Raw genomic sequence first — 17,506 nt, forward strand, 5'->3', positions numbered from 1 at the left:
AAATATATTATTGGTCAAATGAATCCCATATCCGTAGGGCTTAATCCTGATGCGGTGGCTGTAAACTCAGTCACCAACAAAATCTATGTTGCGAATAGATTTTCTGATAACGTAATGGTGATTAATGTGCCATCACCTACCGGAGCCATTCTAGGGACAGTGACAGACGGAACAAATCCAGTGGCAGCAGCTAATGTGAGTCTGACGGTGAACGGAAGTGTTTACTCGGCAGTAACAGGGGCAGACGGATTATACTGCATTCAATATGTACCTATAGGAACAGGTTACACCATAACTGTAAGCAAGACGGGCTACAATAATGGTAGTGCAACCGCAAACGTAACTGAAAATACAACTACATTGGGAGTTAATATAACTCTTAGTAAAACAACGGGTGGAGGTGGAGGAAATTCATCGGGTGGAGGAAGTCCATCGGGTGGAGGAATTACCGTTCCCGTCAGTGTAATAGGCAATAACGGTACACAGGTTTCCAATGTGACAGCTACAGTAACTTCGGACAGTAATGGAAATTACACAGTTTCTATGAATGCTGCCCAAGCTGTAACACTACAACAACCTAACGGAACGATGAGCCCTTTAAATGATCTTTCTAAAGTAACTTTCGTATCAGCAGCAGGTTCGTCTGTAAGAGTTTCTGCTGATGGAACCATTAATCTGACGAACTTAGCAAAAGGAACAGATAATAGCTTTAATATCACATATGATCTTGGCAACGGACAAACAATTACGATTGGAGCCATGGAAGTCAAAATTTCGAGCAGTGGAGCTACAAGTGTAACCTGTACTTTAATCGATCCCTATGGAATCATCATTGATGCGGCAACAGGTAAGCCTATCGCAGGGGTAAATGTCACCTTGTATTATGCTGATACGGATAGAAACAAGGCAAATGGTGAAACTCCTGATACAGTAGTACCATTACCGAATATAGACGGATTTAAGCCCAACAATAATATGAATCCTCAGATAAGTGATGCATCAGGATCTTATGGCTTCATGGTATTCCCTACAACGGATTACTACATCGTTGCTACAAAAGATGGTTACAACAACTATACAAGCCCAACAATCTCTGTGGAACAAGATATCGTCAAATGGGACTTCAAAATGAATCAGACAACCTCTGGAGTCACAAGACTGGCTGGTCAGAGCAGAGTTGATACGGCGTTGGCTATCGCTAAAGCAAACTATACGGGAAAGCTTTCCAATGTTATCTTAGCCACGGCTGACAACTATCCAGATGCCTTAGCCGGAAGCGTCCTAGCTTACAAGCTCAATGCGCCTATCTTATTAATGGGAAGCTCTGATGCCGATCAAGAAAAAGTATTGGATTACATGAAGTCCAACTTAGACCCAACGGGAACAGTTCTAGGAGGTACAGCAGTCGTCAGCAGTAACATGGAAGGTAAAGTAACCGCGAGTGGATTCGCTAATATCACTAGATTAGGTGGAACTGACAGGTATGAAACGTCAGTCAAAATTGCAGATCAATTAAAAGTCAAAACCGGAACACCACTTGTGATAGCCTATGGAGAAAACTATCCTGACGCCTTATCTATCAGTAGTATTGCGGCAGAAATGCAATACCCTATCTTGTTAGTGCAAAAAGACGGACTCAGTGATGTGGTCAAGAATGAGATTGCCGCAATCAAGCCCAGCAAAGTCTATATCATCGGAGGAGAAGGAGTCATCAGCGCCAACGCAAAGTAGTAATATGAATCAAGAACATTTCTGCTCTTTGTTTTAAAAAGATACTTATCTATGGTGAATTTCGGTTTCACTTAAAGTATATCGGACCAAAGGAGTAAAAGGATATAATATGTCCCTCTTTACAAAGATTGGACATATTATATCCTCTTAAAGTCATTATTCTTTGAACTTGGATTAAGTTCACTTGAAATGCAAATTAAATCCTTATGTTTGAATTCATCCCAATAATCTACAAGCTTTAATCCCGAATGGATTTTACTATCAATATTTGTATTACAATTGATGACTATGTTCGTTTACAACGGGCTTTAAAACCTTTGACAAATTTAACATTTTATATAATTGATATACAACAACAATAGGGGCAGATATAACAGAAATTATTAATTCCACCAATATTACACCTAGTCCAGCAAAACCTTTTACGTTAATTTTAAGGTTAATATAATGTCCAAAAGGTATAACAAAACATATTAAATAAATAATAGCTTGTGACATTATGGAGAGGTTTGTGATAAATGACAAAAATCTATTAGCATCAATTATAAATGCTGTATTAAAAACTACATAATCTGTATCCGAAGGTACAAATTTAATTTTTATAAAAGATATAATACAAAAAATAATAAAAGTAAATATTAAACCAGCAATTAATGAATCTTGAAAATATTTCTTTATTTTAACTCTTTCTTTTTGAGCACAATTATTACAATAGTGTACCTTTAGATATGGTTCAGAAAGCTTTACATCGCAATTCCAGCAAGTTTCCTTTCTTGTCATATTATTAAATTCCTCCTCCAAATAATGTTTTGTCTATTAATCTTACCACACTATCCAATTATTGGGAAGAAGTAGATTCCTGCTAGTAAATTTGGGTCCTTATTCCAATCAGAGAACGAGGAGCAGTTACTTTACGTAACCTCCATTAATACAACACGGTACATGATACTAAAGTAGTTTCGCACCTAATAAGCATAATATCAAGTTCAATTGATCATACGTAACTTCGGGTAAGGCTAATAATGGAAAGATGAACAAACATAATTGAATTTCATATTGTTATATTTTGAATACAGAACACAGCCGTCTAGGATGGTAAAATGTTATCATCATTAATAAAGTTATACGAGGTGGTTACATTATGAAAAAAATCGTGCTATTTGTTATTTTGGATAAATACGCTGATTGGGAAGCCGCTTATCTATCATCATTAATATTATCTTTAGGTCAAGGTGAATATTCTGTGAAGACTGTTTCGTTAACAACAGATATCATTCAATCCATAGGGGGATTTGCTGTTCTTCCAGACTATGATATTCAATCAGCTCCAACAGATTTTGAGGGGTTAATTCTAATTGGTGGAATGTCATGGAGAAATGAGGCTGCACTGCAGGTTAAACCTTTGGTACAAAATGCTTTAAACAATAGAAAAGTTTTGGGTGGTATCTGTGATGCTTCGGCTTTTCTCGGTACAATCGGTGTTTTAAATAATGTTAACCATACCAGTAATGATTTAAATGACTTAAAACAATGGGCTGGAGATGCATACACAGGTGAAGAAAAATATATCATGCAACAGGCGGTAAGAGATAATAATATTATTACAGCCAACGGCACGGCATCATTGGAGTTTGCTAAAGAAGTAACGATTGCGTTAGGAGTTGCATCTGAAAACAGGATTCTTGAATTTTACAATTTCCATAAACTTGGTTACTACGAGGCACCTATGCCGAGCATGTAAACATCCGCATCCCGTATCTGCGGAAGCTCGCCCGGGAGTTTTCCAAAACGCCGGAGGCTTCGGAGTTTCTTAAAATCCTGCCGCATACGTATTATGAAGAAAATAACCTGCATGGCTTCCTGATCGAAACGATCAGGGATTATGATGCTACCGTTGACGCCGTTGATGAGTTTATTCGGTACATAGACAACTGGGCAACTTGTGACCTGATTTCGCCGTAGATATTTATAAAGCATCTGCCCGAACTCTTCGAAAAGATCAAAGTCTGGCAGTTATCCGACCGGGATAGGAATGCTGATGAGATAGCTTGTGGCGAGTATCCGATCGGACGAATACTATGTCAACATGATGATTGTCTGGTATTTTGCTACGGTATTGGCTAAGCAGTACAAAGCAGCTTTGCCATACATCCAGGAACAGCGTTTGGAAAAGTGGACACATAACAAAGCTATCCAGAAAGCGATTGAAAGCTACCGAATTGGCGATGAAGCAAAGACGTATTTGCGGACGTTGAAAGTGAAATAAGGCACGGATTCGAATAACTTATCTACCTGAACATTTTTATAGAGACCAAAGGTCATCCCTAATATCCCTAGAATCCCTAAAATGATGGGCTGCATTGTAATTTAGGTATTATAGAAATTTTAGGGATAAGGTTTGGCTATGAAAAAAACCCAAACTCATAAACTACGGAAATGAATTGTCAGACTATTTGTCCGAAACGTGTCCGTGACTGTCCATTTAAGTCGTGGTATACTTTCATCATGGATTTTAGCGATTATCGGGTCGGGTAAAGCCCCCTAGATGCTTTTATATGTAAATGGCTCAGCGGTATTATGAACTGCTGAGCTCATTTATTATCCTTAGCTAATGATACTTTTCTTCATCGTTTTCTCTTTTGGGGAACCATTATTTACAATTAAAGGTGTGTCCATCTAGAAAATTGAGGCCAATCCACCGCTCATACCACTCATGCCACCGCACCGTTCTCCTTAATCCGAAACACCCATAACCCCCAGCCACTCGTCAACCCACCGAACTCCTTTAATCCCGCAGGATGGGACGTGCTTACTTGGCGGATAGGGTGAGGTGGTGAGAGATAGATTGGTGTAAGGGGGTAGTGGGTAACTAGCTGTGAATTAATACTAATCTGGACTCCAAAGCGAAATTGAAGGAGGTACTATCGATGTTCCTTTTCCCAGCTTTTATATCCCCGTTAGAATTTGGAATTATATCATCGATTGTTGTAATTCCCGTAGCATTAATAATAGTGGTAGCGTGTTGCTCTGGGTTTTTACAATTTGTCGAGGTACGGTGGTATAATTAGGAAAGGTGAGCGGTCAGAACCAGTCCGGACGCCAATTCTGTCAAATGGCGGACAACTTAACGCGGCAATATTTCGTCAGGATAGCGGGGGTAATTATTTAGCTGAGGAGCGTTGGACAAAGTAATCCAAACACGCAATTCTGCAGGATGTCCCTATCTATCCAAAGGTGTTCACCGAAGCTGAAAGCTTGGATCGAATTAAACGAAAGAAGGAGAAGTTGTGAAATATTCAAGGCAAATCTCGGAAGGATTTTTATTCTGAGATTGGAACTATATTTACTAACGAAGAAAACATTCCAAAACTGCATTTACATTCCGCTTTTTGACGAAATAGAGACTCTATCACAGGTTGCACGAGGGAAGGTGTAGCAATCTGGCATATTGGTGAAGTGATTATTTTTGAATTAGCCAATTCAACAGCAAGGAGAAAAATAGATCCGGAGACCGGTTTTGAACTTTTGGAGTTATAACAGCCCTATTACTAACCGGGAGTTCCGCGGGGCGGAGTCACCGAAGGTGGCACTTCTAGTCGGGACAAAATGGAGGTAAAGAAATGAGTATCAAGTATGCCCATACAAACATCGTTGCTAAGGATTGGAGAAAGCTATCGGAATTCTATATTAATGTTTTTGAGTGTAAACCTCAATACCCTGAAAGAGATCTTTCCGGTGAGTGGATAGATAATTTAACTAATATTCCTAATGTAAAAGTAAAGGGTATCCATTTGAGTTTACCGGGTTATGGTGACGGTCCGACATTAGAAATATTTAGCTATGAACCGGACAATTTAAGAAACAATGAACCAAAAATAAATTTACAAGGATATGGACACATAGCCTTTCATGTTGATGAAGTAGAAGTAGTAGTACAGAAATTGGTTGAACATGGCGGCAAAATACTAGGTCAAATTATTAAGAAAGATTATGAAGGGATTGGATTACTAACTGCCGCTTATGCACAAGACCCTGAAGGGAATTTCATAGAAATTCAGAACTGGAGCAAATAGGAAAATGCTCATTTTGACCACATCCCCGATACTCTTGTCATCACTTGCACCCCAGCTAACCCACAACATTCAAATCCTCGCCGTCGATAAACCAAGCTACCAGTCACCCAATGTCATCAGGTCATAGAACAATAATTTACAATTTACTCTCTTCGTCTATTCGACCACTTTTCTTTGAAGATAGCCCGTGGTATAAAAGGTAGTCAATCTAAATGCCTAAGCTGTCTTATTGTGGAAATGATTGTTCAGTATGCCCGAGGTACACAGCTACTGAAAAAGGTGATATTCCTCAACTTAAGGAGGTAGCAGACCTATGGTTTCGAGCTGAATGGCGTGATACAGTTGTATCTCCTGAAGAAATTAAGTGTTATGGGTGTTTAACTTCAAATTTTTGTAGGTATGGAATACAACAGTGTGCGAGTTCAAAAGAAATTGATAACTGCGGAATGTGTCCAAGCTATCCTTGTGAAATAAGTTCCAAAACATTTATACAAACCCAAAAATACGCAGATAGCATTAAAGATAAATGTTCTAATGAGGAATATCTTGCGTTACAGTTGGCATTTTTTCAAAAGAAAATGAACCTGGACGGACTCCATTCGAAATAAAAATGGTTCATTTGATCAACAAACACCTATTCCTCGCCTCCGCTAACCCTAACACTTAATACAGCAGGATGTGCTTACCTATCCAAAGGCGCTCACCGAACTGGGAATGTGGTGGAGATGTGGCAAATTGATGGAGTCTTGTGGTTGTGGTTACAGGAAGTGTCTGGGATGTCTGCAGATCGGGGCAAAGTTGAAAAATTAGAATGGGCTGGGGGAGTGGGTAAAGTGGTCAAGATAGGTAATTTATTAAAACCGATGAATTTATTACGATTGGTTTTAGGTTGTTTAGTCATTGGGATATCGTCATTTAATCTCTTTATCCTTAACAAATCCGCCACGGTGACAGTAACAAATAATCGGCTAAATTTAGCTTCTCAATTGTTATTAGTTGTATTTTTTGTCACTAGTGGCATTATGGGTTTGAAAGATGAAAATAAGTTAAAAAGAAATTCGTCATATGTTTATTTTATCGCAGCAATTTTCATGCTGATTTTAGACACTATGACTATATTGACGCTGGTAAAAGCACACAGGATATAAAAATACTTGCATGGAACAAAGTTCCGAGAATAGAATGTCCACGCCTGCCCACACACTGCTGCCCTCAACCCCAAATACCCGTCAATGTCATGACCCGCAGCCCCCCGGTCAACCACCGAACTCCTTCAATTCCGCAGGATGGATGTCCTTGCTTAGTGGAGTGGATAACTGAAACGGGGAGGATGAGGAATGCGTTGGATGGGAAGCCGATTTGCGAATAAGTAAATGTAAAAAGGGTGTATGATGGCAAAGGAGATGATTATTTGTTATCAGTTCCAATCTCAATATTGATTTATATTTTTGTTTGTGCATATATTTTTGCGAAACGCCCTACTCAAAGAACAACTTTAGGAATTTTCATTATGTTGTCTTTGATTAGTCAAGCTATTGGATATGGATTTAATATTCGGTATTTAAAAATCTATACAAGCATAAATAGTGGGCATGGTATTTCTTATAATTTCATAGTTGGCACAGTTATTCCTTTAATTCTTGCTTTCGGAATAAGTTACATCTTCAAAAGATTTAAACGTGCAGGCAAAGCACTCCGCTAAACTTGAACCCAAAATCCCCACCAATGTGATAAAACCCACAGCCACCAGCACTTTAGCCTCAGCTACTGTTTATCCATTGATATTACTAGCATGATGACCTCATTCAAAATTATGATGCGCTTGCCTGTAATAAAGGCGACTGAGAAACCAATTGATAACTCAACGAGAAATGGTAAGGCTTTTATTAAAAGGACTATATCTGCAGAAGTTTAATACCGAAATGGTTTTTAGTAGTTCATAACTTAGCTTCTCATTAATTTTTGAAGTAGTAACCTTGTTCAAGATCCGCGATTAGCCCGGGTTGTATTGGCCGCCACCCCAAGAGTTCCTGAGTCAGTACACTTGACCTTGGAATGTCGAGTGCCGCAATGGCGGAGAAGCCAAGATAGCTGAAATGGGATTCTGCTTCTTCGTGTGAAATGCTGATCAATGGAACGTTCAGGTGCCGACTGATAACGCCAGCGATGTAGCAGAATGGTATCCCTTCGTCTCCGACTCCGTCCAGACGTGACCCTGCGGGAGCTTTTTCTAGCGCCAAGAGGAACAAGTGTGCCGCATCGAGGCGATGTACAGCCGGCCACCGGTTGGATCCGCCGCCGATGTAGGCAGAGATGCCTTTGTCGCGAGCTATCTTGATAAGTCTTGGCACGAAGCCCGTGTCGCCCTCGCCGTGCACCGAAGGTGAAAGGTGCACGATAGATGTCCGTACCCCGTGTTCAGCGAGGCCGAACACCGCGTTATCCGATGCCGTCCCGTTGAAGTGACCGGTGGCCACGAAGGGCTTGCCAGAGCCTTTAAGTACTGCCCCTATCGTCTCGATGACGAGTAGATCGGTTGCGAGCGAGCCAGCGAAGTCTGAGGAATGTTTAAACGCCAGGTGGATAACGCCGTCCGCAGAGGCGGAGCCGCTACGAAGACTGTCGAGGTCGTCAAGATCGCCTCGTAGTACCTCGACTCCAGCTTCTTTCAGGATTGCGGCGCCATTGTCTGAGTGGGTAAGTCCAATGACTTTATGACCGGCATTGATGAGTTCGCGGACGACGACGGAACCGACGTAGCCTGATGCTCCTGTTACGAAAACACGCATAATGATTTCCCCCTTAATCTGTTGAGTGGTATTATTACTTGAACAATTGCATTATAAACTATAGAGTTAACTGTAGGGATAGTCATAATGGGGAGTGATTTTCATGAAGATACAAGAGTTAGCTGAAAAATCAGGTTTAACGGTCTATACAATCCGTTTTTATGAAAAGGAAGGTTTATTAGACAGTCGGCACGTCCAGAGAGAAGAAAATAACTATCGTAACTATTCAGACGAGGCACTCGAACGTCTGAAACTGGTAAAGAAGTTTCAAGGGGTGGGGTGTTCGCTAGCCGAACTGAAGGAAATCTTGTGGGACCATGATACAAATACACGTACCAATCAACAAGTCCTTGAATGGATTCGCCAAAAGATAAGTGAGATCGAATGTAAGAAAAACGAATTGGACCAAATGATTGTAACTCTTAACTGGATGTTGGAATACAGGATGACATTGAAGAATGATCCAGAAAAGTTAACTCCTTCGATAAAGCTTCGATCTTCTGATAATGTGCAGAAATACGCTACCTTGGGCCCAAAAGTGGAAGAGCATAATTAATTAGGGTTGGCCTTGCGAGAGAGCAGCTCTGGTAAGCACAAAGGACAGACCACGATCAGCAAGCGAGGTCGAGCGCGGCTGAGAGCGATTCTATTTCAAGCAGTGATACCTCTAGTCGCCAAAAACGCAGAGTTTGCAGAGATACACAACTACTATACGACAAGGACCAAGAACCCTCTGAAGAAGAAACAATCGTTAATTGCCATAAGCTGTAAACTGATTCGGGTGTTCTATGCCATATTAACAAAGGGTCTGTGGGTTAGCGTCACCACAGAAGCGAACAATCCAGGTAACCTAGCAAGACAAAAGAGCTGGTAGTCAATCGTATAATTTTCCATTAGAGCAAAGACTCGGTTGAGGAGCATAACTGACACCCAATCATGGATAGGTGGAACGAAGGAATTTAGGGCAGATGCTAGTTTGGTTAGTTAGGAATTCTATGAAAAAGCGAGATATTCAAAGAAAACCATAAGATATTATAGGGAGGAATTTTTAATTATACCTAAAGGGGTTGAGCATATGCCCGTTGCTCAGGAAGAGGTTCATGTCATGTTAATTGAACCTAAGTCAATCCTAAATACTGGGAATGTTAGAAATGAAAAAAACTGTCGAGACATTAGATAGGATATAGGTCTAATATTAAATAGGGAGGTTTATAGTATGAGTCAACCAACTAAGTTGGTCGTAGTTTGGACTAATAGCGATAGGGATGCCGCTATTCGTATGGCATTCATGTATACACTCAATTCAAAACTTAAAGAATGGTGGGACCAGGTTTCTCTAATAATTTGGGGGCCGTCTGCCAAACTTTTAGCAGAAGATTCGACTTTGCAGGAATATATAGGTAAAATAAAAGAGGCAGGTGTGGAACTATTAGCGTGTAAGGCATGTGCAGATAGTTATGGCGTTTCTGATGTGCTCGAGAATATGGGGATAACCGTAAAATATACGGGTCAAGCACTTACGGATTTTTTGAAAGATGAAACTACACGAGTGATAACTGTTTGACCCGAGATATCTCCTTTGTGTATTTTTAAAATTGTCACTGTATATTAGATTCCAAAGGATTGTTAAGCTGTGACACTGGCCATTATCTTTCCAAATAGCTTATTTTAGGAGATGATGCTCAGATTTAAGTCGAAAGCAAGGTGTTAAATATGGCAACGATAATCTACTCTAAAAAATATTCGGACTGTGAAGGAAACCAAGTAACCCCAGAAGGATTAAAGGAAATTTTCAGAGAAGCGATCGCAATAAATAAAATCCTATCTTCAAATAAAAAAAGGATAGCCTATTTTTTTATTGATCCCCTCCTAAATAGTTTTGAAGCTGCTAATGACTTCTATTTTAATATCATGGGGTGTCATTCAATCGACAAAATACATACTTATAAAAGTGGCGCGAGCCCTGTGCAGGCACTCTATGATGCTAAAGAACTGATTAATGAGAATCTGTATGATGCAATTTTTATTTTTGGATATGACCCTTTGTTAACAAATAAACAGCTATATGGAAAAGACGTCGTAAAACAAGCCATGGACATTTTCAAAAGTAAAAGTATTATTGAGTGCTACAATTTAGCGGCTCACAAAATGTGTGAAGAACTGGGCATCTCAAAGGAATATTTCTTAGAGCTATCCGACCAATTATATAGAAATTATCGAAAAACGTATGCCCAAAAAATAGACCGGGAAGTTTCTTATGACAGAGGCAGATTTCTTGACGATCTAAAGGGAGATTTGTTTAGAATAACAGATTGCGCAAACCCCAATGTTGATTTTGCCGGGGGCGTTATTCTTGTAAATGACAGAACTGCTAATCTATTAAATATCCCATCTGGAAGAGTCAAAGTTTCAGGGGCTAAATACAGAATGGTTAAAGGTATACCTGAAGGCATTGGTCAACTTGTTGGGCAAAAAGGTAACCTCTTTGCCCATTTAAAAAGCTCCTTTTTAGAAGCTCAAAGACAAGCAAAAATTGACGTTCTTAAAGAATTCAAACGTGGGAATTTGTACTTGGAATTGTATACATGTTATCCCCCGATTCCTTTGGCGTTTTTATTAACCACAAACATGGTGGAGAGCCCCTGGGAATTACCGGAGTTTTTATCAAATCATGAAATTACAATTACCGGCGGAATGAACTTCGCGAGAGCACCCTGGAACAATCCAGCCTTAAATGCTTTGATTGAAATGTGTGCTGCCATGAAAAAGGGAGATATTAAATATGGTTTAATTCACGGCAATGGCGGAATTGGTGAGGTCCAAGGCGTAGCTATTTTAGAAAGGATATAGATGAAAACAGGGGAAAGGTTCGCCGTTAAGAAATGAACAGTATGATATAATGAAATAAACATATTTGAAATTGAAAGGATACCGAATACGGGGGATGTTATTTTGAAAATCATTGATGCTCACTTGCATTTTTCTTGTCGCCCTGGATTTTATGAAACGGCCAAACATATATCACAAGTGGAATTTAGTGCTCATGGGCTAAGACAAGAGTTTGAACAAGCCGGTGTTGTCGCTGGAATCATCATGTCAACGCCCAGCCGAGAGCCCAACCAACCTTCGGGGAGTCCGGAAGAATTTGTTTTGGAAGATGGGACTGTAGAAGGATTACTTTCTTGTGTAGGGGTCAATCCTGAAAGGCTAAAGGAAGATCACAAAGAACTTGATTATATTGAAGGAGAACTTAAAAAAAGGATGGCGACAGGGATTAAACTCTATCCCGGTTATTTTCCATATTACGTGTATGATTCGATTTATGATCCCATCTATGAGCTTGCTCGCAAATATCAAGTTCCCGTGGCGATTCATTGTGGGGATACACAATCCCCAAAAGGGCTTTTAAAATATTCCCATCCGTTAACAATTGATGAGTTAGCTGTAAAACAAGAGGACGTTACGTTTGTGATCTGTCATATGGGCGTTCCGTGGATGATTGATGCAGCAGAGGTCACCGCCAAGAACCAAAATGTTTATGCAGACTTATCCGGACTCATTGCGGGGAATAAAGAGCACGTGATGAAAACCAAAGCTAAAAGACTTTACGTTGAGTATATTCAACAAGCCTTAGTCATATCGAATTGCTATAATAAAGTTCTTTTCGGATCGGATTGGCCACTTGTACCGATTAAACCTTATGTAGAATTTATCAAGCATGTTATACCGGAGGAGTACCACGAAGCTGTATTTTATCGAAATGTGCTTACGGTTTATCCCAAACTAAATGAAATTTTGTAAGAGAAGTATAAGCAAAATATAAATATAACTCTTCATTAAAAAGATATTTAACGCATAGTTGATAGAGGCTAATTACAGCAGTTTAGCCTCTACTATAAACAAACCATTGCTATTACTAGTCTCTTTAACGATATCAAAAGTGCATCAAATTCGGAGTTTTTTCTTTTAGTCATCCAAACCGCCTCAGATTGATGCGATCAGAGACACACTTAAAGACATAGATATTAGCGGATTAAACCAAATGAATGATCATATCGTTAAAAAGTCCGTTGAAAATAAGGTTTTTGAAAACGGAACAATCGACGGATATACAGTGGCTGCAATTGATGGAACAAAGTTTTTTGGGAGCAATAAGAAAAGTTGTCCAGCATGCTTAAAAAACACCAAAGGTCAAAAGACTCATTGTTTCCATAGTGGCGCTGTCATGTCAACAGTTGGGAATGGTCCCAAACTGGTTATTGGTTTTGAGATGTATAAGCCCGGACAAGATCCTTCCTCTAAAGATGAAGGGGAGTTGAACGTGGGGAAAAGGCTGATTTCAAGCATCTTAAAGAGACATAAGAAATTGATTGATGTTGTAGTTTATGATGCTCTCGCCTGTAATTCCGTTTGGATTAACCACTGTAGAAATCTTGGTATCGATACAGTTGTCAGGGCAAAAAATAATAACAATAAGAGCTTGCGGTTCATCAAAAAGAAAACAAATAAGTCAGTAGAGGTTGAGGTTTGGGAAGATGAAAGAGAATTCGAGAAAGTTGAAGTATATGAGTCAACATTTACGATGGACAATGTGGAGCAACCATTGCGCTTTGTGAAATCGAGTTAGTTTTGAGTAGTGCATAGAGAATAGGCAACTGAATTAAGAAGACACTGATTTGAGTGTAGGGGAGGTATATCCATTTTACAGTTAAATTAAGTAAATAATGTTGATATAATACATAAGAAGTGAATTCCTTAATAAAGATCGGTGGAAATCATACAGAAGCTAAATTGCTGCTGAAATAAAGAATTACTCCAAGCAGCTAGCGCAAGGATTGATTAATGAAGAACTCTTCCGGGAGATGACTCAAGAATCCACAAAAGAACTGGAAAGGCTAGAACAGCAATTGAGTGAAACAAAGAATCTCAAAGAGGTTCGGGATCAAGAAAAAGCAAAGTTAGCAAAAGCATTGGATGTTTTGAGGGATACTATTAATAGGAAGGAACTTACTCATACTGACATAGTTACGCTAATTGCTAAAATTATCGTTCATGAGCGGAAGCATAGTGGAAAGTCAAAACTAGACATTGCGGTTGAGTGGAATATACCGTTTCTGGTAATTAATGAGGAAAGTGTTGGTTGAGGTGATATAAGATCTCTTACCAGCATTTTTTATTTTCTGGTGTAAATTTTAGCAGCATGGACAAATAGTGTCCATGCCTTTTGCTATGCTGTTTATATAAAGTACAGGAGCTGATGAGATTTTGTTAAGAAAGATATGCATGGCTTGCGGAAAAAATTCATACAGCGCAAGTGAACACCGAATATGGCTATGCCCTTATTGCAATTGCGATTTAACAAAAGAGAAGGCGATGATCATTAATGAAAAACAAACAGTCTGTATAGAAGATAAGTCAGAAAATAATTGAGATTATCGATTTTTGCAGGATATTGTTTCTTGAAGTAGAAATAGTTAGAAAAGAATATAATTACGAACTTTCTATTGATATCGGAGGGGGATTTGTTTGAAGCAAGACTGGCGAGATACGGAGGAATTTGATAGTCGAACAAAAGCAATCCGTATACTTTCCTTGTATGACACTTTAAGTAGGGGCAATGTCGTCAACAAACAGCAAGCTGCAATTAACTTTTCGGTTAGTGAAAAAGCGATTCAACGCGATATTAATGATTTGAGGGCTTATCTTGATGACCAGAGTTTAAATGGAGAAGGTTGCAATATATCTATAAATTACAATCGAGCTAAAAAGGGTTACGAAATGATCCGTGGAAGTACTTGGCTAACTCAGGAAGAGGTTTTAGCCATTGCTAAAATCTTATTGGAAAGCAGGGCATTTTCGAAATCAGAACTTAACCAGCTTTTAAATAAAACTATTGCACAGTGCCTACCGGATTCTCGAAAGAATGTAACTGAGAATATTCGAAATGAACTACATCATTATTTGCCTGTTGCTCATAGTCAACCCCTTATAAATAAAATATGGGATATCAGCATGGCCATCCGAGAGCGGCGATTGCTGGAAATCACTTATCTGAAGCCTGGAGCAGCGACTACGACTTGTAGGGTCTTGGAACCTTGCGGGCTAATTTTTTCAGAGTATTATTTCTACCTCATAGCATATATCAAGGGTTTGGGTTATGAATTTCCTGCTACATATCGATTGGACCGAATAAAGTCCTATCTGATTTCCAATCAACACTTTCATATTCCAGAAACAGAGAGATTCGAGGAAGGTGAGTTTCGTAAAAGAGTACAATTCATGCGGGCTGGAAAATTAGTTAAAATAACTTTTCGGTTCTGGGGTCCATCAATAGACGCTGTACTTGACCGTTTACCGACAGCAAAAGTTATAGGTATGGAGGAAAATAAGGCTATTATAGAAGCTAAGGTATTCGGTGATGGCATCAAGATGTGGCTGCTTAGTCAGGCTGAGTTTCTTGAAGTATTAATGCCTGATGATTTTCGCAAAGAAATGAGAGAAACCATGTTGCGAATGCTAAATAATTATAAGTTTGAATAAGCTTCTAAAATATAGAGGAAAAAATAAAAAAAGATTTACGAATTTTTTAACCCAGTATAATTTTCCTGTTCAACTTTTAGGTTATTTACTATAAACCGAATGGAGGATAATATGTTTGATTTAAAAATCTTCAGAGAAAACTGCTTGAAAATGACGCAGGATGAATTAGCAAAGTTTATTGGGGAACCTCTAGAAAAAATTTCGAGAATAGAACAAAAAATTGAAGATATACCGCTTAACATTTTTCTTACTATCGCCTCTAAAACCGGAATGACCCCCGATCAGCTTTCTCAATACGAAAAGCCTGTGGCTTGTCCCATAAACCCCGAAGATACTTGGCAACAAACCAAATTTACTAAGAGGACGATTGTAGACTACATTGAACAGGGCTGTGCCGCAAATGCTACATTTTGGGGAGATGACTATCACAGTTTTATTGATGGTTTGAGAAAGGGCATCTCAGCGGCAGTTAAAAAACCTAAGGTTGCACTAATAGGACGTTCTGATGTAGGGAAAAGTGCTATGATTAATGCAATTATTGGCACAGAAAAAATGCCAACGTCTTGGACGCCAACAACTTCTATTGTGGTTTATCTAAAGCATATTTCGGACAGGCCTTCTTACATTGAAGATGAAGCATGGGTATTTAAGGCTGGGAAGGATGCTTCTGAATCATGGGATGATTCGCGTTTGTCTGACGAAGCATATTGCCGTCAGTGGAAGATTGCAGGTGGTACCGCTGATATTCTATCTTCCTATGGCGTAAGACAAGGTAAGCACTTCGCAACAAAAGAAGCGGGAGCAGCAGTAATTTTCGTTGAAAGTGAAGTCTTAAAGAACTGCGATATTATCGACTTGCCTGGCTTTGGTACCGGTGACCGTAACGAAGATGATGCAATTACTCTGAACGCTAAAAAAGCCGCTGATGTCCTAATTTATTTGTCTATAGCTAATGGTTTTATGCGGGAAGAGGATATTCAATACATAAAAGAATCCATTTCTTCACTCAACATAATAGAACAATCAAGTGAAGTTGATATTCCGCCTCTTTCCAATCTTTTCATTGTCGCTTCTCAAGCGCATACGGTTAGTAATGGTAATGTGACTTCACTCAATGATATCTTGGATCTCGGCTGTGAACGTTTTGAAAAGACCTTGCCAGAAGGTTATTGGGCAAGACGCTCCAGTGTGTCGAAGAAAAGCTATGGACATGATGTATTGAAAAGTCGATTTTTCACATATACCACCGACATAGAACACCTTCGTGCAAAATTTGAGAGTGAACTAAAGAAGATCTTGGAATTGTTGCCGCGGCTAATTAACGTACGAATAAAAGATTTCGTGAGAATATATGCCGAGCAATCCGGTATAAGACTTGATATCGAAATTCGAACATATACGGAAATGTGTGATGAACGCGAAAAATATATTAAACTACTTAAAGAGATTGAAGCCCATGAAACAGAGCGGGCAAATGATAACCAGAATCGGAGAATGGGAATCTTTGAGAAAATACGGACTTATAAAGCCGATTCAATAGATAGATTTGCCTCGGAGTACGGAACGCTCATTACCGTTGACAACATAGTCAAAATAATGAAAGATCGCAAGGTCGAAAAAAAGAAAGATGATGTACAAGCCTTTTCAAGTTATTTGAGTTCAGTTCTTGAAGAGAGAGTACAGAGTATTCTTGAAACGAAATCGGCGCATCTGAGTAAAGACATTGATGATTATCTTAAAGTATTCGCAAGCAGCCATAACATCATTAGTAGCTCAGATAATCCCGCAGTAACTATAAATGGAGTTGAATTTAATGTAAAGAGAGCTTTCGCATCGGGTTTAGCAGGATTGGCGACATTCGCTGGGCTTGCTTTCTGGGCTGGCTCATTAGGTAATCTGGGCGCGTATATCCTAGTTGCTGAAGGGGTGAGCCTTCTGTCAGCCGTTGGTATATCCATTGGTGGTACGGCAGCCGCTGTATCTTCTGTTGCGGCTATTGGTGGGCCCGTTGTCCTTGGAATCGCGCTTGCAATCATTGCAGCCCTATCTGTCTTTGCTATTTTCTCTGGGGGCTGGGAAAAAAGTGTCGCCAAAAAACTAGTGAATGCCTACGATGAGCAAGATGCTTTGATGAGATTCAAGGATTGTATCGAAACTTTCTGGGACCAAACAGAAATTGCATTCTCTGCAGCGGCTGATTCTCTTGAAAATGAATGGGCTGGTTATGTAGACAATCTTAGTACGATGATTAGTGAATATGATATCGAGGCTATTAAACATAAGATTGCTGTCGCAAGGAGTATCAAGAATTTTTTCGAGCATATCCCGCTGTAAGAAAGTGGTTTTACAATTTCTACAAGTGGGATATGCCAG

Annotated in this window: 16 protein-coding genes and 4 pseudogenes; 18 read left to right on the plus strand and 2 right to left on the minus strand. The window is 39.4% G+C overall.

Annotated elements, in window-relative coordinates; genetic code table 11:
- Positions 1 to 18: 18 nt before the first annotated feature.
- Positions 19 to 1,731, plus strand: a complete 1,713-nt coding sequence (locus DEAC_RS17785) for a cell wall-binding repeat-containing protein (RefSeq protein ID WP_053006488.1) — start codon at positions 19 to 21, stop codon at positions 1,729 to 1,731.
- Between the two features lie 273 nt (positions 1,732 to 2,004).
- Here DEAC_RS17785 and DEAC_RS17790 read toward each other — a convergent pair whose 3' ends face one another.
- Positions 2,005 to 2,511: a hypothetical protein gene (locus DEAC_RS17790; protein ID WP_047811424.1), complete on the minus strand. Its 507-nt coding sequence runs from the start codon at positions 2,509 to 2,511 to the stop codon at positions 2,005 to 2,007.
- A 361-nt stretch (positions 2,512 to 2,872) separates the two neighbouring features.
- Between DEAC_RS17790 and DEAC_RS17795 the strand changes: the two genes are divergently transcribed.
- From DEAC_RS17795 to DEAC_RS17820, 7 genes and pseudogenes are all read left to right on the plus strand, one after another.
- The gene (locus DEAC_RS17795) at positions 2,873 to 3,472 is read left to right on the plus strand and encodes a DJ-1/PfpI family protein (protein WP_047811425.1); all 600 of its coding nucleotides are present in this window, start codon (positions 2,873 to 2,875) and stop codon (positions 3,470 to 3,472) included.
- A 5-nt stretch (positions 3,473 to 3,477) separates the two neighbouring features.
- A pseudogene (locus DEAC_RS24835) lies at positions 3,478 to 3,690 on the plus strand (DNA alkylation repair protein); the annotation flags it as partial.
- 88 nt (positions 3,691 to 3,778) lie between these two features.
- Positions 3,779 to 3,997 (plus strand): annotated as a pseudogene (locus DEAC_RS24840) (DNA alkylation repair protein); the annotation flags it as partial.
- A 1,354-nt stretch (positions 3,998 to 5,351) separates the two neighbouring features.
- A complete protein-coding gene (locus DEAC_RS17805) occupies positions 5,352 to 5,804 on the plus strand; it encodes a VOC family protein (RefSeq protein ID WP_047811426.1) in 453 nt (150 codons plus the stop codon).
- A 212-nt stretch (positions 5,805 to 6,016) separates the two neighbouring features.
- On the plus strand, positions 6,017 to 6,412 hold the full coding sequence (locus DEAC_RS17810; RefSeq protein WP_053006489.1) for a DUF3795 domain-containing protein: 396 nt from the start codon (positions 6,017 to 6,019) through the stop codon (positions 6,410 to 6,412).
- Between the two features lie 117 nt (positions 6,413 to 6,529).
- Entirely contained in the window at positions 6,530 to 6,952 is a 423-nt protein-coding gene (locus DEAC_RS17815; protein WP_152671436.1) for a hypothetical protein, read from the plus strand.
- Positions 6,953 to 7,188: 236 nt separating this feature from the next.
- Positions 7,189 to 7,506 carry a hypothetical protein gene (locus DEAC_RS17820; RefSeq protein WP_140417655.1) on the plus strand — a complete coding sequence of 106 codons (318 nt, stop codon included), beginning with the start codon at positions 7,189 to 7,191 and terminating at the stop codon, positions 7,504 to 7,506.
- A 253-nt stretch (positions 7,507 to 7,759) separates the two neighbouring features.
- Here DEAC_RS17820 and DEAC_RS17825 read toward each other — a convergent pair whose 3' ends face one another.
- Positions 7,760 to 8,593, minus strand: coding sequence for an SDR family oxidoreductase (locus DEAC_RS17825; RefSeq protein ID WP_047811429.1), 834 nt, complete (start codon positions 8,591 to 8,593; stop codon positions 7,760 to 7,762).
- 103 nt (positions 8,594 to 8,696) lie between these two features.
- Here DEAC_RS17825 and DEAC_RS24845 point away from each other — a divergent pair, with 103 nt between their 5' ends.
- The 10 genes and pseudogenes from DEAC_RS24845 to DEAC_RS17870 all read left to right on the plus strand — a co-directional run bounded on the left by DEAC_RS24845 (position 8,697) and on the right by DEAC_RS17870 (position 17,467).
- The gene (locus tag DEAC_RS24845) at positions 8,697 to 9,149 is read left to right on the plus strand and encodes a MerR family transcriptional regulator (RefSeq protein ID WP_047811430.1); all 453 of its coding nucleotides are present in this window, start codon (positions 8,697 to 8,699) and stop codon (positions 9,147 to 9,149) included.
- A gap of 3 nt (positions 9,150 to 9,152) precedes the next feature.
- A pseudogene (locus DEAC_RS24850) lies at positions 9,153 to 9,467 on the plus strand (transposase); the annotation flags it as partial.
- 165 nt (positions 9,468 to 9,632) lie between these two features.
- Positions 9,633 to 9,780, plus strand: a pseudogene (locus tag DEAC_RS24720) (cupin domain-containing protein); the annotation flags it as partial.
- Positions 9,781 to 9,809: 29 nt separating this feature from the next.
- Positions 9,810 to 10,157: a DsrE family protein gene (locus tag DEAC_RS17840; RefSeq protein WP_047811432.1), complete on the plus strand. Its 348-nt coding sequence runs from the start codon at positions 9,810 to 9,812 to the stop codon at positions 10,155 to 10,157.
- Positions 10,158 to 10,306: 149 nt separating this feature from the next.
- Complete coding sequence (locus DEAC_RS17845) at positions 10,307 to 11,443, plus strand: hypothetical protein (protein ID WP_047811433.1); 1,137 nt, start codon at positions 10,307 to 10,309, stop codon at positions 11,441 to 11,443.
- Between the two features lie 102 nt (positions 11,444 to 11,545).
- A complete protein-coding gene (locus tag DEAC_RS17850) occupies positions 11,546 to 12,394 on the plus strand; it encodes an amidohydrolase family protein (protein WP_047811434.1) in 849 nt (282 codons plus the stop codon).
- Positions 12,395 to 12,635: 241 nt separating this feature from the next.
- Positions 12,636 to 13,220, plus strand: coding sequence for a transposase (locus DEAC_RS22355; protein ID WP_242847195.1), 585 nt, complete (start codon positions 12,636 to 12,638; stop codon positions 13,218 to 13,220).
- 208 nt (positions 13,221 to 13,428) lie between these two features.
- Entirely contained in the window at positions 13,429 to 13,737 is a 309-nt protein-coding gene (locus DEAC_RS17860) for a hypothetical protein (protein ID WP_152671437.1), read from the plus strand.
- Positions 13,738 to 14,119: 382 nt separating this feature from the next.
- A complete protein-coding gene (locus tag DEAC_RS17865) occupies positions 14,120 to 15,133 on the plus strand; it encodes a helix-turn-helix transcriptional regulator (protein WP_047811436.1) in 1,014 nt (337 codons plus the stop codon).
- A gap of 111 nt (positions 15,134 to 15,244) precedes the next feature.
- Complete coding sequence (locus tag DEAC_RS17870; RefSeq protein ID WP_047811437.1) at positions 15,245 to 17,467, plus strand: helix-turn-helix domain-containing protein; 2,223 nt, start codon at positions 15,245 to 15,247, stop codon at positions 17,465 to 17,467.
- Positions 17,468 to 17,506: the final 39 nt, after the last annotated feature.

It is taken from the genome of Desulfosporosinus acididurans, from assembly GCF_001029285.1.
GTDB classification, from domain to species: domain Bacteria; phylum Bacillota; class Desulfitobacteriia; order Desulfitobacteriales; family Desulfitobacteriaceae; genus Desulfosporosinus; species Desulfosporosinus acididurans.

What these genes read in the sequence shown, in the direction of transcription:
- DEAC_RS17870 (WP_047811437.1), top strand. Translation starts at nt 15,245, where the DNA reads ATGTTTGATTTAAAAATCTTCAGAGAAAACTGCTTGAAAATGACGCAG.
- DEAC_RS17810 (WP_053006489.1), top strand. Translation starts at nt 6,017, where the DNA reads ATGCCTAAGCTGTCTTATTGTGGAAATGATTGTTCAGTATGCCCGAGG.
- DEAC_RS17840 (WP_047811432.1), top strand. Translation starts at nt 9,810, where the DNA reads ATGAGTCAACCAACTAAGTTGGTCGTAGTTTGGACTAATAGCGATAGG.
- DEAC_RS17805 (WP_047811426.1), top strand. Translation starts at nt 5,352, where the DNA reads ATGAGTATCAAGTATGCCCATACAAACATCGTTGCTAAGGATTGGAGA.
- DEAC_RS17845 (WP_047811433.1), top strand. Translation starts at nt 10,307, where the DNA reads ATGGCAACGATAATCTACTCTAAAAAATATTCGGACTGTGAAGGAAAC.
- DEAC_RS17790 (WP_047811424.1), bottom strand. Translation starts at nt 2,511, where the DNA reads ATGACAAGAAAGGAAACTTGCTGGAATTGCGATGTAAAGCTTTCTGAA.
- DEAC_RS24845 (WP_047811430.1), top strand. Translation starts at nt 8,697, where the DNA reads ATGAAGATACAAGAGTTAGCTGAAAAATCAGGTTTAACGGTCTATACA.
- DEAC_RS22355 (WP_242847195.1), top strand. Translation starts at nt 12,636, where the DNA reads ATGAATGATCATATCGTTAAAAAGTCCGTTGAAAATAAGGTTTTTGAA.
- DEAC_RS17785 (WP_053006488.1), top strand. Translation starts at nt 19, where the DNA reads ATGAATCCCATATCCGTAGGGCTTAATCCTGATGCGGTGGCTGTAAAC.
- DEAC_RS17795 (WP_047811425.1), top strand. Translation starts at nt 2,873, where the DNA reads ATGAAAAAAATCGTGCTATTTGTTATTTTGGATAAATACGCTGATTGG.
- DEAC_RS17815 (WP_152671436.1), top strand. Translation starts at nt 6,530, where the DNA reads ATGTGGCAAATTGATGGAGTCTTGTGGTTGTGGTTACAGGAAGTGTCT.
- DEAC_RS17825 (WP_047811429.1), bottom strand. Translation starts at nt 8,593, where the DNA reads ATGCGTGTTTTCGTAACAGGAGCATCAGGCTACGTCGGTTCCGTCGTC.